General features: G+C 62.9%; 10 protein-coding genes. 6 read left to right on the forward strand and 4 right to left on the reverse strand.

Annotated elements, in window-relative coordinates; all coding sequences use genetic code 11:
* The first annotated feature begins 414 nt into the window (after window positions 1-414).
* The 4 genes from rho to folM all read left to right on the forward strand — a co-directional run bounded on the left by rho (window position 415) and on the right by folM (window position 4,962).
* Entirely contained in the window at window positions 415-1,674 is a 1,260-nt protein-coding gene (rho, locus tag IZU87_RS02590) for a transcription termination factor Rho (RefSeq protein ID WP_043332997.1), read from the forward strand.
* Window positions 1,675-1,844: 170 nt separating this feature from the next.
* Window positions 1,845-3,314 carry a 4-hydroxy-3-polyprenylbenzoate decarboxylase gene (gene ubiD / locus IZU87_RS02595; RefSeq protein ID WP_213113587.1) on the forward strand — a complete coding sequence of 490 codons (1,470 nt, stop codon included), beginning with the start codon at window positions 1,845-1,847 and terminating at the stop codon, window positions 3,312-3,314.
* A gap of 86 nt (window positions 3,315-3,400) precedes the next feature.
* The gene (locus IZU87_RS02600; RefSeq protein ID WP_043332993.1) at window positions 3,401-4,195 is read left to right on the forward strand and encodes an FAD-binding oxidoreductase; all 795 of its coding nucleotides are present in this window, start codon (window positions 3,401-3,403) and stop codon (window positions 4,193-4,195) included.
* A 53-nt stretch (window positions 4,196-4,248) separates the two neighbouring features.
* A complete protein-coding gene (gene folM, locus IZU87_RS02605; RefSeq protein WP_043332992.1) occupies window positions 4,249-4,962 on the forward strand; it encodes a dihydromonapterin reductase in 714 nt (237 codons plus the stop codon).
* Window positions 4,963-5,116: 154 nt separating this feature from the next.
* Here folM and IZU87_RS02610 read toward each other — a convergent pair whose 3' ends face one another.
* Together IZU87_RS02610 and IZU87_RS02615 are read right to left on the reverse strand one after the other, a co-directional pair.
* Window positions 5,117-5,827 carry an anti-sigma factor gene (locus tag IZU87_RS02610; protein WP_213113588.1) on the reverse strand — a complete coding sequence of 237 codons (711 nt, stop codon included), beginning with the start codon at window positions 5,825-5,827 and terminating at the stop codon, window positions 5,117-5,119.
* Window positions 5,806-6,360 carry a sigma-70 family RNA polymerase sigma factor gene (locus IZU87_RS02615; protein ID WP_043332989.1) on the reverse strand — a complete coding sequence of 185 codons (555 nt, stop codon included), beginning with the start codon at window positions 6,358-6,360 and terminating at the stop codon, window positions 5,806-5,808. The genes IZU87_RS02610 and IZU87_RS02615 overlap by 22 nt, the downstream gene beginning before the upstream one ends.
* A 727-nt stretch (window positions 6,361-7,087) precedes the next feature.
* Between IZU87_RS02615 and IZU87_RS02620 the strand changes: the two genes are divergently transcribed.
* Both IZU87_RS02620 and IZU87_RS02625 read left to right on the forward strand, forming a co-directional pair.
* Complete coding sequence (locus IZU87_RS02620) at window positions 7,088-8,248, forward strand: 3-deoxy-7-phosphoheptulonate synthase (protein ID WP_213113589.1); 1,161 nt, start codon at window positions 7,088-7,090, stop codon at window positions 8,246-8,248.
* Between the two features lie 255 nt (window positions 8,249-8,503).
* Window positions 8,504-10,645, forward strand: coding sequence for a PhoX family protein (locus tag IZU87_RS02625; RefSeq protein ID WP_213113590.1), 2,142 nt, complete (start codon window positions 8,504-8,506; stop codon window positions 10,643-10,645).
* A 206-nt stretch (window positions 10,646-10,851) separates the two neighbouring features.
* On the opposite strand, the gene ppk1 is transcribed toward IZU87_RS02625, so the two are convergent.
* Window positions 10,852-13,137 (reverse strand): polyphosphate kinase 1, encoded by a 2,286-nt coding sequence (gene ppk1 / locus IZU87_RS02630; RefSeq protein WP_213113591.1) that lies wholly within the window; start codon window positions 13,135-13,137, stop codon window positions 10,852-10,854.
* A gap of 48 nt (window positions 13,138-13,185) precedes the next feature.
* Window positions 13,186-14,205: a porphobilinogen synthase gene (gene hemB / locus IZU87_RS02635; protein ID WP_213113592.1), complete on the reverse strand. Its 1,020-nt coding sequence runs from the start codon at window positions 14,203-14,205 to the stop codon at window positions 13,186-13,188.
* Between the last annotated feature and the right edge of the window lie 500 nt (window positions 14,206-14,705).

Raw genomic sequence — 14,705 nt, forward strand, 5'->3', positions numbered from 1 at the left:
CGCTCTCTGATTGCGTCATGTCGACCGTCCCACGGTCCCCCAGTTGTCAGCCAGCCCTCTGGTAATGCTGCCCGCGACACGCCGGCCAGCCACCAGGCGATTCATACCGCTAGATTCCATATCGAGAAGACTTTTCTGTCAGGAAGCATGACGCTCCGTGTCCCTTCGACCGGTCCGTCGTCGCTGGACATCCGTAGCTCGACACTCCGTTGCTGAATTCGTTGTTCGGCCGTGGTGAGTGATCTTTCCTGAACTTTTGGCACCTGTCTTCATCCAGCTCAGGCGCTTGCCTCCGGGAATGCTGTCGAGTTCTGTCTGCACCTTTGCAGTGCCGGTCCTTGCCTTCTGCCCGTCTTCTCGATTCCCTTCTTATCTATCAGCCCTGCTGACCTGAGCCACGTTCAAACAAAGCCGATGAATCTTACCCAACTCAAGCAAAATACTGTCCCCGAACTGCTGGAACTTGCCCAGACGATGGGCATCGATAATCTGGCACGTTCGCGCAAGCAGGACATCATCTTCGCCATCCTCAAGAAGCACGCGAAAAGCGGTGAGGACATCTACGGCGACGGCGTTCTGGAAATCCTGCAGGACGGCTTCGGCTTCCTTCGCAGTGCAGACTCTTCCTACCTCGCGGGCCCTGATGACATCTACGTTTCACCGTCCCAGATCCGTCGCTTCAATCTGCGCAAGGGCGACACCATCTCCGGCAAGATTCGTCCGCCGAAGGAAGGGGAGCGTTACTTCGCGCTGCTCAAGGTCAATCAGATCAACTTTGACCGCCCCGAGAATGCCAAGCACAAGATCCTGTTCGAGAACCTGACGCCGCTGTTCCCGCAGTCGCGCCTGCTGATGGAAATCGGCAATGGTTCCACCGAAGACATCACCTCGCGCATCCTTGATCTGACCGCACCGATCGGCAAGGGCCAGCGTGGCCTGATCGTCTCGCCGCCCAAGGCGGGCAAGACGATGATGCTGCAGAACATCGCCGCCTCCATCACGCGCAACAACCCCGAATGTCACCTCATCGTGCTGCTGATCGATGAGCGTCCCGAGGAAGTTACCGAGATGTCGCGCACCGTGCGTGGCGAAGTCGTGGCCTCTACCTTCGATGAGCCGCCGGCCCGTCACGTCCAGGTCGCCGAGATGGTGATCGAGAAGGCCAAGCGTCTGGTCGAGCACAAGAAGGATGTCGTCATCCTGCTCGATTCCGTGACCCGTCTGGCGCGTGCCTACAACACCGTGGTGCCGTCTTCCGGCAAGGTGCTGACCGGTGGTGTCGACGCTCACGCACTCGAGAAGCCGAAGCGCTTCTTCGGTGCCGCGCGTAACATCGAAGAAGGCGGCAGCCTGACCATCCTCGCCACGGCGCTGGTCGATACCGGTTCCAAGATGGACGAAGTCATCTTCGAGGAATTCAAGGGCACCGGTAACATGGAAGCTCACCTCGACCGCAAGCTGGCCGAGCGTCGTGTCTTCCCGGCTCTCAACATCCGTCGCTCCGGCACGCGTCGTGAAGACCTGATCGCGTCCGAGGATGAAATGCAGCGCATGTGGATCCTGCGCAAGCTGCTCAACCCGATGGAAGATGTGGCAGCCACCGAGTTCCTGATCGATCGCCTGAAAGATACCAAGACCAATCTCGAGTTCTTCGAGGCCATGAAGCGCCGCTGATCGACTCTGGCCCAGCCGGCTGGCTGGCCATGCTCTCGACAGGTGCTTGCCATGTGCTTGCCAGGACGCCCACTTCCCGCTCGGGAAGTGGGCGTCTTGCGTTGCTGACCTGCCGAGTGCCGGCTGGCAATGGTATGCTCGGGACTTGATCAAGCCGAGCGGAAACTCCCATGCAGTATCGAGACTTACGCGATTTCATCGCGGCGCTGGAAGAGAAGGGCGAACTCAAGCGCATTCGTGCCGAGGTGGACCCCTATCTGGAGATGACCGAGATCTGCGATCGCACCCTGAAGGCGGGTGGTCCGGCGTTGCTGTTCGAGAACGTCAAGGGCCACAGCATGCCGGTGCTGGGCAATCTGTTCGGCACGCCGCGGCGCGTGGCGCTGGGCATGGGGCAGGAGTCCGTCGAGGCGCTGCGCGAAGTCGGCGAGCTGCTGGCCTTCCTCAAGGAGCCTGAGCCGCCCAAGGGCTTCCGGGACGCCTGGGACAAGCTGCCGATCTTCAAGCAGGTGATGAGCATGGGGCCGAAGAAGGTCAAGCGTGCGCCCTGTCAGGAGATTGTGCTGGAAGGGGATGATGTCGATCTCGACATGATTCCGATCCAGCACTGCTGGCCCGGGGATGCCGCGCCGCTGGTGACCTGGCCGCTGGTGATCACCCGTGGTCCGCACAAGGAGCGCCAGAACCTCGGCATCTATCGTCAGCAGAAACTCGGCAAGAATCGCCTGATCATGCGCTGGCTGGCACACCGTGGCGGCGCGCTGGACTTCCGTGAATGGCAGAAGGCCCATCCGGGCGAGCCCTTCCCGGTCGCGGTGGCACTGGGTGCCGATCCGGCCACCATCCTCGGCGCTGTCACGCCGGTGCCGGATTCACTCTCCGAGTATGCCTTTGCCGGCCTGCTGCGCGGCTCGCGCACCGAGCTGGTCAAATGCGGTCTGTCGGATCTCGAAGTCCCGGCCAGCGCCGAGATCATCCTGGAAGGCTATCTGTATCCGGATGACGTGGCACCGGAAGGCCCCTACGGCGATCACACCGGCTATTACAACGAGGTGGAGACCTTCCCCGTCTTCACCATCGAGCGCATCACCCATCGGCGCGACCCGATCTATCACTCCACCTATACCGGGCGTCCGCCGGATGAGCCGGCGATTCTCGGCCTGGCGCTCAATGAAGTCTTCGTGCCGATTCTGCGCAAGCAGTTCCCGGAGATCGTCGACTTCTATCTGCCGCCGGAAGGCTGCTCCTACCGCATGGCGGTGGTGACGATGAAGAAGCAGTACCCCGGCCACGCCAAGCGCGTGATGATGGGGGTCTGGAGCTTCCTGCGTCAGTTCATGTACACCAAGTTCGTGATCGTGCTGGATGATGATGTCGATGCCCGCAAGTGGGAAGATGTCATCTGGGCCATCACCACGCGCATGGACCCGAGCCGTGATACCGTTCTGGTCGACAATACGCCGATCGATTATCTGGACTTCGCCTCGCCAACGGCGGGTCTTGGCTCCAAGATGGGCATGGACGCGACCAACAAGTGGTCCGGCGAGACGGACCGCGAGTGGGGCGAGCCCATCGTGATGAGCGAAGAGATCACATCCCGTGTCGATGAACGCTGGGACAGTCTGGGCATTCTGGACTGATTCCGCGACAGACCATCAACACCCATGCATTTACCCTGTCGTTGCGCGGCGCGCTGGCGGCAGGCATCAGATAACAAGAGGATACGATGACGGCGCGGACCCTGACCTGTCATGTCGAGAGTGTGGAAGATCTGACCCCGGACGTGTTTCGTGTGCGCTTCGCCGCACGTCCCGAGGCCCTGGCGCACGCGCCGGGCCAGTATCTCGAGATGAAGCTCGATGACACCACCTGGGTACCGTTCTCCATCGCCAATGCCGCCAGTGATGATGGCGTGCTCGAGCTGCATATCCAGCATTGGCCGGAGCGCAGCAATTCCGCGCGTCTGCGCAGCCTGCTGGTCGCGGCCAATCAACTTGAGCTGCGTCTGCCCAGTGGCGAGTGCGTACTGGACCTCGACGACCCCAGCCCCATCGTGCTGATCTGTGCCGGCACCGGGTTCTCGCAGATGCACGCCATGCTGCAGGCCGCCTTCGCGCGTGGCCTGACCCAGCCCATCGAGCTGTGGTGGGCGGCGCGCGAGCGGCGTGATCTGTATCTGGAGAGCGCGGCGCTCAACTGGGCCGCCAGTCAGCCCAACTTCCGTTATTTCCCGGTGCTGGAAGAAGCGCCGGAAGTCGGTGATGCCCACCATCGCGCGCTGGAAGCGGCCGGTGTCGAGGCCGCTTTCAATGGCCATCTGGGGCGTATCGACGAGGCACTGCGCAAGCACGCGGGCAGCATGGCGGGCAAGCGCGTCTATCTGTCCGGCTCGCCGGGCATGGTCTATGCCTGTGTCGATGCGCTGACGCCATTGGGTGTCGAGGCCAGCGCGCTGAGCTCCGATGTGTTCAGCTATGCGCCACGCGAGCCGCTGCTGGACCCGGCGCTGGTCTCCGCCTGAAGCAGCCTGACATTGCTTGAAGCTGCCTGACATTGCCTGAAGGAGTCGAGTGAATGAGTCAGTCCCCGATACTGATCACGGGCGGCGCCCAGCGTCTGGGGCGCTATTGTGCCGAGCGACTGATCGATGATGGTCATCCGGTCATCATCAGTTATCGACGCGAGCGGGAAGAGCTCGATGCCCTGCGCGCGCTGGGCATTCGCACCGTGCAGGCGGATTTCTCCAGCGAGGCAGGTATCCAGGCCTTCATCGCGGCGATTCGTGAGCTGACTCCGACATTGCGGGCCATCGTGCACAATGCCGGCGACTGGGCGCCGGATGGCGACGGCGAGGGGCAGGGCGAGCTGTTCGAGCACCTGTTCCGTGTCCACATGCAGGCGCCGTACCTGATCAATCTGGCGCTGCGCGATCTGCTGGAAGCCGGAGTCGAGACGCAGGCGGACATCGTCCACATGAGTGACTTCGTGGTCCAGAAGGGTTCGCGCAAGCATGCGGCCTACGCGGCCAGCAAGGCGGGACTCGAGAACCTGACCTTGTCGTTCGCGTCGATGTTCGCGCCACGCATCCAGGTCAACACCATCGCGCCGGCGCTGATCATGCTGCGCCCGGACGATGATGATGACTATGCCGAGCGTGCGCGTGCCAAGTCGTTGATGCAGCAGGTGCCCGGGCCCGGCGTCATCTGGCAGGCACTGCGCTATCTGCTGGACAGTCCCTATGTCACGGGCACGACCCTGCCGGTGGATGGTGGCCGCCACCTGCGCTGATAGCTTGCCTCAGTGGTCTTTAGGCCATCGCTTCTGGTATCCAAGACCTGACGCTCGCGACACGACATTGGGCATATGAGCACCGCACTAAAAAGCCCCCGCTTCTCAGCTGGGGCTTTTTTCGTTGACGCAACATCCTGCACCAGCGAAGCGCTTACAGGATATGGCGGCCTTCGACCGGCGTCAGCTGACCCTTCTTGAGGGTCGGGCCCATCTGGTTGCCGGAGGGAGCGCCCTGCGGGCTTTCCAGCGTGATCACCAGATCGCTGTCGGGGAAGGCGGCCAGATACTCCTTGGGCACCTCGACCTTCATGGTGCCGGAGTGCGGCAGGATGCCCAGTGACATCGGCTCCTTGCCATCCTTGGCCATCAGCCACAGCTCGCAGACCTTGCCGGGGGCCGGCGCTTCGGGCCTGACGGCCTGCACCATCATCTCGCCCGAATGGGAGGCGTTGACGATCCAGCCGGGGCTGCTGTCAGAGTTGTTGACCACGAACACGTAGTCGCTCTCCATGCCCGCGTTGTGCCCCAGGCTGAAGGTCAGGGTGACTGCCAGCGCCAGGCTGAACGCCGTGGCGGTCATGCCCTGCCACAGGCCCAGGCGACGCCACCAGGGCTGACGGGAGGTGCCCGTCGCCTCGGCGATGCCTTGCCAGACATGGGCCGGTGGCGTGACGGGGGGAAGCTGTTCATTGAACACGTTGAGATGCTCGCGCCAGCGCTCCACATCACGTTGCAGGTCGTGGCTGACGGCCAGCAGTGACTCGAATGCCGCGCGCTCGTCGCGTGTCAATGTGCCGAGCGCATATTCGCCCGCTGCGGCTTCGCGCAGTTCCGGGTCGCTCAGATCAAATGACTCATGCATGTCTTCAACCTCTCGAGTCCACGACGGACCCAGCTCTTGACGGTGCCCAAGGGCTGGTCCAGTTGATTGGCCAGATCCTGGTGGGTGAGGCCTTCGAAGTAGGCCAGTTCCAGGGCGCGGCGTTGATCGTCATTCAGCTCGGCCAGGCACTGGTGGAGTTCACCACTGTGCTGGGCCAGGTCGACATCTGCCTCGATATCACTCCGCCCCGGCATGGCGGCGATCAATTCATCGCTGTCATGCTCGCTGGGTCGCTGTCGACGTATCCAGTCGATGGCGATGTTGCGGGTCATGGTGCCGAGCCAGGTCATCGGGCGGGCGCGGCCGGCGTCATACTGGGCGGCGGCGGCCCATACCCGGATGTAGACCTGCTGAAGACAATCCTGCGCGGATGCCTCATGTCTCAAGATACGCAGCAACTGAGCGTATAGATGCGCACTGGTCGCTCGATAGAGCTGATCCAGTGCCTTGGCATCCTGTCGGGCGCATCCCGACAGATACTCAATCAGTGCATCATTTCGGGAATCCTGCATGCATGCATTCCAAGCTGTGGGCGCGGTGTCAGGCACCGCTGGACGAATGCGTGTTGCCGATCATGTTGCTCGACAACCAAAGATTATACTGATGCCACTTCAGGCTGATAGCCCTTCTTTATGCGTGCGGGCAACGGTTTGTTGCCGGTTCACGCTTGCGCAGGACGATCTGGAGTGCAAGGATAGGCCTATCACCCTTTTCATCGTCACTACTGGATATCGGCCCGACCCATGAATCAGACCACCAGCCACCGCCCGTTCACTGTCGCTGCCTGCCCTTCGGGCCAGGTCGTGACGGCGGCGTGTGCGGCCGGCTATTGGTATTGGTTTACACAGGGGCGCGCCTGAGGTTACGGCGCGCCTGTCTCGTACGGGCTGCCACCACCTTGAAGAACCCCCGGTCGCAGCCACGGCCGGGGGTTCTTGCGTTTCGGGCCTTGCGAAATCCATGACGAGAGGCATGTCACCCTAACGTGCCGACAATGATTGCAGCATGAATGACGAGAGGAATGACCATGCGCACCACTATCCTGACTACCCGCTTTTCTCTTGCCTCCGCTCGGGTCGTGCATGGTTATTGGCGCTGGCGATTTAGCGGCGTCCTGCCTCTTTCCGCTGTCACCGCGGGGCAGGGCGAGCAACACCGGGGTGACGATTCGCGAAGTCCCTGTCTGTCAGAATGAATATTGCGTGATGGAGCCGAGGCTTCATCACAGGAGAGAAGACCATGAACGCCAGCCTTGAACGCGTGTTGACCGCAAACCCGCACACTGCCGACGCCACTGTTGATCCCTTGACTGCCGAGAACGCCACCGTGACCCGCTCTGATGCCGCCCAGACACCGACCACACCCGGACGCATCAGTCGTGAAGCCCTGCCCAGCGCCAGCGAATTGCGCGAGCAGCTGCTGGTGGACGCCGACCTGGCCGGCCAGATTCGCCAGCATCGCGATGAGATCAACGCCATTCTCGCCGGCGACGATGATCGTCTGCTGGTGGTGGTCGGGCCGTGCTCCATCCATGATCTCAAGGCCGCGCGCGAGTACGCCCAGCGCCTGGCGGTGATCGAGCCGCAGGTGCGTGATCGTCTCAAGCTGGTGATGCGTGTCTATGTCGAGAAGCCGCGCACCACGGTGGGCTGGAAGGGGCTGGCCTATGATCCGCATCTGGATGGCAGCGATGACATGGCTACCGGCCTGCGTCAGGCACGCGAGCTGATGCGCGAGATCAACCAGCTGGGCCTGCCGGTGGCGACGGAGCTGCTGCAGCCGCTGACCGCCGCCTACCTGGAAGACCTGCTCGGCTGGGCGGCCATCGGCGCCCGCACCACCGAGTCGCAGATCCATCGCGAGATGGCCTCCGGCCTCGGCTGTGCAGTGGGCTTCAAGAACGGCACTGATGGAGGCGTCGAGGTCGCCGTGCAGGCCATCGGGGCGGCGGCGCATGGGCATCGCCACTTCGGCATGGATGACAGCGGGCGTCCGGCGCTGATCGAGACCGCGGGCAACCCGCATACCCATGTGGTGCTGCGCGGCGGCCATGGCCAGCCCAACCATGACGCCGCCTCGGTGGCCGCTTGCCGGCGTGAGCTGGAAGGCGCTGGCCTGACGCCGCGCCTGATGGTCGATTGCAGCCACGCGAATTCCCGCAAGGACCACCGCCGCCAGAGCGAAGTGATGCTGGATGTGCTCTCTCAGCGCCTGGCGGGGGATGATGCCTTGATCGGCGTGATGCTCGAGAGTCACCTCAATGAAGGCAAGCAGGCCTTGCCGGCAGCGGAGAAGCTCTCCCAGCTGCGTCATGGCGTGTCAGTCACCGATGCATGCCTTGGCTGGGAAACCACCGAGCACCTGCTGAGCCTGGCCGCCGAGCGCCTGCGCGAGGCCTGAGATCAGGCGCCAGACTCACGCCTCGATGGGAGGATGACGTCGCGCTTGCCTGATGTTTGCTGAATTTGTCGGCTTGTCCTGAAGTCCCCAGCGCCCAACGGTCGAAAGGCCGTTGGGCGCTGTCGTCTCTCGTCCTTGTTGCCCGTTCGTCACGGAATTGTCATCGGGCTCGCGTATCACTCTTGTTGCCTTCGGCATGCCCTCAAGGGGCATGCCTGAACAGAACAACCCGAAACCTGACTACGGGGAAGCGACATGAGCAAGGAAATCGAAGACCATCGCCTGCTTAATCCCAGCAGCAACGAGACGTTCTCATCCGTCATCGAACGACACATCTCGCGTCGTCGTGTCCTGCAGGGCGGCCTGGGCATGGCGGCTGCCAGCATGCTGGGTGGTTTCGGTCTTGCGGGGCTGAGCACCACGGCCAACGCCGCCAGCAACGCTGCGGGCGAGAAGACGGCTCTGGCACTGGCCTTCGAATCGATCAAGGGTTCACGCACGGATGCAGTCGTGGTTCCCAAGGGGTATACCGCACAGGTGCTGGCGCCGTGGGGCACGCCGCTCAATGCCAAGGCACCCAAGTGGAGCAAGGACCTGGCGATGACGCCGGAGATCCAGCTCAACACCGTCGGCATGCATCACGATGGCATGCACAACTTCGCCTTGAGTGACGACACGGCCTCCAGCAACTTCCTGCTGGTCATGAACAACGAATACATCGATCAGGATGCGCTGTGGGCACCCAAGGGCGGCGCGACCAATGCGGATTCCGGCAAGCGTCCGGCCGATGAAGTGCGCACCGAGATCAATGCCCATGGCGTGACCATCGTCGAGGTCAAGAAGGCCAGCAACGGCAAGTGGGAAGTGGTGGGCGATTCGCGCTACAACCGCCGCTACACCAGCGCCAGCGAAATGAAGCTGAGCGGCCCGGTGGCGGGCAGCGATTACGTCAAGACGGCCTTCTCGCCGGATGGCATGCGCACCCGTGGTACCAACAACAACTGCGCCAACGGCTACACCCCGTGGGGCACCTACCTGACCTGCGAAGAGAACTGGCCGGGTTACTTCGTCAAGCGCAGCGATCGTCAGCTCGATGACAACCGCATCGGCATCGAGACCGAGCGTGGCCGCTATGGCTGGGAAACCGCCGCCGGGGATGCCAGTGAAGTCGATGGCGAGTTCGCGCGTTTCGACAACACGCCGACGGCAGACAGCGCCGACAAGGATTATCGCAACGAACCGCGGACCTTCGGCTATATCGTCGAGATCGACCCCTACACCGGCGAGCAGGCCATCAAGCGCACCGCGCTGGGCCGCTTCCGTCACGAAGGTTGCTGGCCGGGCAAGCTGGTCGAGGGTGAGCCGGTGGTCTTCTACTCCGGTCACGATTCGCGCAACGAGTACATCTACAAGTTCGTGTCAGACGCCAAGTGGGACGCCGCTGATGCCCGTGGCGCCGGTGACTTCAAGGACCGCCTGGCGATCGGCGACAAGTACCTGGACAAGGGCACGCTGTATGTCGCCCAGTTCTCCGCCGATGGCACCGGCACGTGGCTCAAGCTGACCCCGGACGCCGTGACCAAGGATGGCCGCACCCTGGCCGAGGCACTGGGGCTGGCGGCCGATGACCTGGCTGGCATCATCATCCACACCACCGATGCGGCTGACCTGATGGGCGCGACCCCGATGGACCGTCCGGAGTGGGGCGCGGTGGACCCGGTGTCCGGTGAGGTCTACATGACGCTGACCAACAACTCCAAGCGCACCGAGGAAGGCACTGACGCCGCCTTCACCAACGATGGCACCGCCATCGAGGAGCCGGGTGTCGGTTACAAGACGGCGCCGACCAACGCGGCCAATCCGCGTGGCAACAACGAGGCGGGTCAGATCATCCGCTGGCGTGAAGCGGGCGATCACAAGGCCTTCGATTGGGAGATCTTCGTGTTCGGCGCAGCGGCCAGCGATGCCGACAACCTGTCCGGCCTGACCGAGATGAACGAGTTCGCCAGCCCCGATGGCCTCTACTTCGACGGCCGCGAAGGACAGGACAGCATCCTGTGGATCCAGACGGACAACGGCTACGAAGGCATCACCGAGGTCACCAATGACCAGCTGCTGGCGGTCGTGCCGGCAGGTCTCGAGCAGGCCGAGGGAGACGCGGCCGTGATCGGTGCCGACAACCAGGCGCAGCTCAAGCGCTTTGCGGTGGGTCCGAATGGTTGTGAAGTCACCGGGATCTTCACCACCCCGGACAAGACCGCGATGTTCATCAACATCCAGCATCCGGCCAACTGGCCGCAGAGCGATGATGCCACCGCCGAGACCGACGGCAGCGTGCGTGCCCGCGCCGCGACCGTGGTCATCCAGCGCGAAGATGGCGGCCAGATCGGCGTCTGATGTAAGCCGCCGCGCGTCAGGTGTGAACGCGAAGCCCCCGTATCGATGATACGGGGGCTTTTTCATGCGCCTGAACCTGGCCCCGCTTCGCTTGAGGGTGCTTGGTCGATCAAGCGGGTGGGGAGGGCCAACGACAACGGCCCCCACGCAAGCGTGAGGGCCGAGAGTTCATGAGCTTTGTTCTGTCCTGACCTCGTCGAGCGCGATCAGGCCTTGGCGGCGTAGGCGAACAGCAGGGTTTCCTGCACGCTGATCGGTTCCGCGTCGCCGGCATCCAGCTGGGTGTAGTGGCCATCGCTTTCCAGACGCCAGCTCTGGCAGTTGTCGACCAGATAGGTGTCCAGGTCCTTGCGGATACGCTGGGCCAGCTTCTTGTCGAGCAGCGGGAAGCAGGTCTCGACGCGGTGGAACATGTTGCGCTCCATGTAATCCGCGCTGGAGCACCAGGTTTCCGGCTGACCGGCATTGTGGAAGTGGAAGGTGCGCGTGTGCTCGAGGAAGCGACCGATTACCGAGCGCACGCGGATGTTGTCGGAAATCCCCGGCACGCCCGGGCGCAGACAGCAGACGCCGCGGATGATCAGGTCACACTGCACGCCAGCCCGCGAGGCGCGGTAGAGGGCGCGAATCAGCTTGGGCTCGGTCAGTGAATTGCATTTGATGATGATGTGGGCGCGCTTGCCTTTCTCGGCGTTGCGCGCTTCACGGTCGATCATCTCCACCATGCGCTCATGCAGCGTGAAGGGCGCGTGCAGCAGCTTCTCGATATTGCGCTGCTTGCCCATGCCGGTCAGCTGCTGGAAGACCTTGTGGACGTCCTCGCACAGCGTCTCGTTGGCGGTCAGCAGGCTGTAATCGGTGTACAGGCGCGCCGTCTTGGCATGGTAGTTACCGGTGCCCAGGTGCGCGTAGTGACGCAGCTCGCCGTGTTCACGTCGCACGATATGCAGCATCTTGGCGTGGGTCTTGTAGGCCATCACGCCGTAGATGACGATGGCGCCGGCTTCCTGCAGGCGTGAGGCCAGCTGCAGGTTGTCGGCCTCATCGAAGCGCGCCCGCAGCTCGATCACCACGGTGATCTCCTTGCCCTGACGTGCGGCTTCCACCAGTGAGGAGACGATGTTGGAGTCGGCGCCGGTGCGATAGAGGGTCTGCTTGATGGCCAGCACGTTCGGGTCACGCGCCGCCTCGGCGAGCAGGTTCTCGACCGGGGAGAAGGACTGGAAGGGGTGATGCAGCAGGATGTCCTCGCGACGGATCGCATCGAACAGGCTGTTGTCGCCCTTGAGCGCCTTGGGAATGCCCGGAGTGAACGGGGCGTAGAGCAGGTCCTCGCGGCCGACGTCGCCGATGACTTCCATCAGGCGGTTGAGGTTGACCGGGCCCTTGACCTGATAGAGGTCACGCGTTTCCAGATCGAACTGCTTGAGCAGGAAGGTGTAGAACGCTTCCGGGCAGTTGTCTGCCACCTCGAGACGCACCCCGTCGCCGTAGCGGCGTGCCAGCAGCTCGCCGCGCAGCGCGGAGGCCAGGTCGGAGACATCCTCGGCATCTACCGAGAGGTCGGCGTTGCGGGTCAGGCGGAACTGATAGCAGCCCTTGATCTTCATGCCCGGGAACAGCTCCTGGGCGTGAGCGTGGATCATCGAGGACAGGAAGACGTATTCGGTGTACCCCGGCTCGACGAGGCCATCCGGGATGCGGATCAGGCGCGGCAGCGAGCGCGGGGCCGGCAGGATGGCCAGGCCACCTTCACGACCGAAGGCATCCTTGCCTTCCAGCTCGACGATGAAGTTGAGGCTCTTGTTGACCAGGCGCGGGAACGGGTGCGACGGGTCGAGACCGATCGGGCTGATGACCGGCTGGATCTCTTCCTCGAAGTAATCGCGCACCCAGGCCTTCTGGGCATCGTTCCACTGATTGCGGCGACGGAAGCGGATGTGCTGCTCTTCCAGCGCGGGGATCAGGTCCTCGTTGAGCATGCGGTACTGGCGTTCGACCTGCTCATGCGTGATGCGGGAGACCTCATCGAGCACCTTGCTCGGCAGCATGCCGTCACAGCCGGGGTCGGTGCGATCGAAGGCGATCTGATGCTTGAGACCCGCCACGCGAATCTCGAAGAACTCGTCCATGTTGGACGTGAAGATCAGCAGGAACATCAAGCGGTTGAGCAGCGGATGCGAGGTATCCTTGGCCTGCTCGAGTACGCGGATGTTGAACTGCAGGTTGGACAGCTCGCGATTGAAGTACAGCGCCGGATCAGCGAGATCAGCCTCGGGGGAGGGGGTGGCCTTGGCATGGATACCGGTACGCGTCCGGTTGACGCGCAGGGGCAGCGGTTCCTGAGCCGGCGGCTCATCCGCTGCCAGCTCGATCTCGCCTTCCCGTGGGGTGGATGCTGCCTTGGGGGCAGCATCCTTGTCGCGACTGTCAGCGACTTCCGGCAGGGTCGCCGTGTTGTTGTCGGTGTCTTGCTTGGGCGTCTGTTCCATCATCAACTCCATGATCCCGGTCAGCCGCATCCGCAATGGCCGGGGTTGTCAAAGGCGGTTTTTCTGCGCCAGCAATTCGGCCGCCTGGCGAGCAAAATAGGTGAGGATGCCGTCGGCACCCGCACGCTTGAAGCACATCAGCGACTCGAGAATGACCTTGTCGGCATCCAGCCAACCGTTCTGGAAAGCCGCCATGTGCATGGCGTACTCACCGCTGACCTGATAGGCGAAGGTCGGCACTTCCAGCTCGCGCTTCACACGCGTTACCACATCAAGATAGGGCATGCCCGGCTTGACCATCACCATGTCAGCGCCCTCGGCGATGTCCATCGCCACCTCATGCAGGGCTTCGTCGCTGTTGGCGGGGTCCATCTGGTAGGTCTGCTTGTCGGCCTTGCCCAGATTGCCGCTCGAACCGAGCGCGTCACGGAACGGGCCGTAGTAGTTGGAGGCGTACTTGGCCGAGTAGGCCATGATGCGCGTGTTGATCAGGCCTTCCTGTTCCAGCATGGCGCGGATGGAGCCGATGCGACCATCCATCATGTCGGAGGGCGCGATGACATCGGCACCGGCTTCCGCGTGTGACAGCGCCTGCTTGATCAAGGTCTCGACGGTGCGGTCGTTGAGCACGTAGCCGTCTTCGTCGAGGATGCCGTCCTGACCGTGAACGGTGTAGGGGTCGAGCGCGACATCCGTGATGACGCCCAGCTCCGGCAGCGCTTCCTTCAAGGCGCGCACGCAACGCTGCACCAGGCCGTTGGCATTGTAGGATTCTTCGGCATACAGCGTCTTGGCCTCGGCATCGACCACCGGGAAGAGCGCGATGGCCGGCACGCCCAGTGCGTGGACGGCGCGGCATTCTTCGACCATGAGGTCGATGGACAGGCGTTCGACGCCCGGCATGCTGGGCACGGCTTCACGACGCTGGGAGCCTTCGAGAACGAAGACCGGCAGGATCAGATCATCGGCCGTCAGCTGATTTTCACGCATCAGGCGGCGAGAGAAGTCGTCCTTGCGCATACGGCGCATACGAGTCGCAGGAAACTGGCGCGGGGTATGTTGGCTCAAGAAATGCTCTCCGGGTCGGGTGGTCCGCTCCCGTGATGGTCGCAGGCAGTCTAGGTCTATAATATTTCATTAATATTACAGTGATGCCAGCGGTCATGGGGCAAGGCCGGTCACGTGAGGTGCCAGCAAGGGCTGAACATGACGACAAGGCGTCTGTCGGGCGACGAGAAGGCCTGGCTTGCGGCCTGCAAGTGGGTGGCCCGTGACGGGAGCCGTCGTCCCTGTGGCAGGGTCAATCCAGTATATCAGCGTTGACTTGTGGCCACAGGCGCAGGAGATGTGTCGCGGTGTCGCGCCTCATGCACACCCCGTATGGGGCGGGTGTGTGGGGCTGCAAGACGAGTCCGGACACCGCGGCAAGCCTCCGGCACCAGAGCCTTGATGGCATACGAGTGGACGAGGAGCAGCACTTGAGTTGTGCCAGGGCCGCCCATAGTCTTGAGAGGATGCGCAGTGACATGCCTCGCCTGCACGCCTGTCACTGTCTGCCGCGTGGCGGT

This window comes from Cobetia sp. MC34 (assembly GCF_018340035.1).
Classification (GTDB): domain Bacteria; phylum Pseudomonadota; class Gammaproteobacteria; order Pseudomonadales; family Halomonadaceae; genus Cobetia; species Cobetia amphilecti.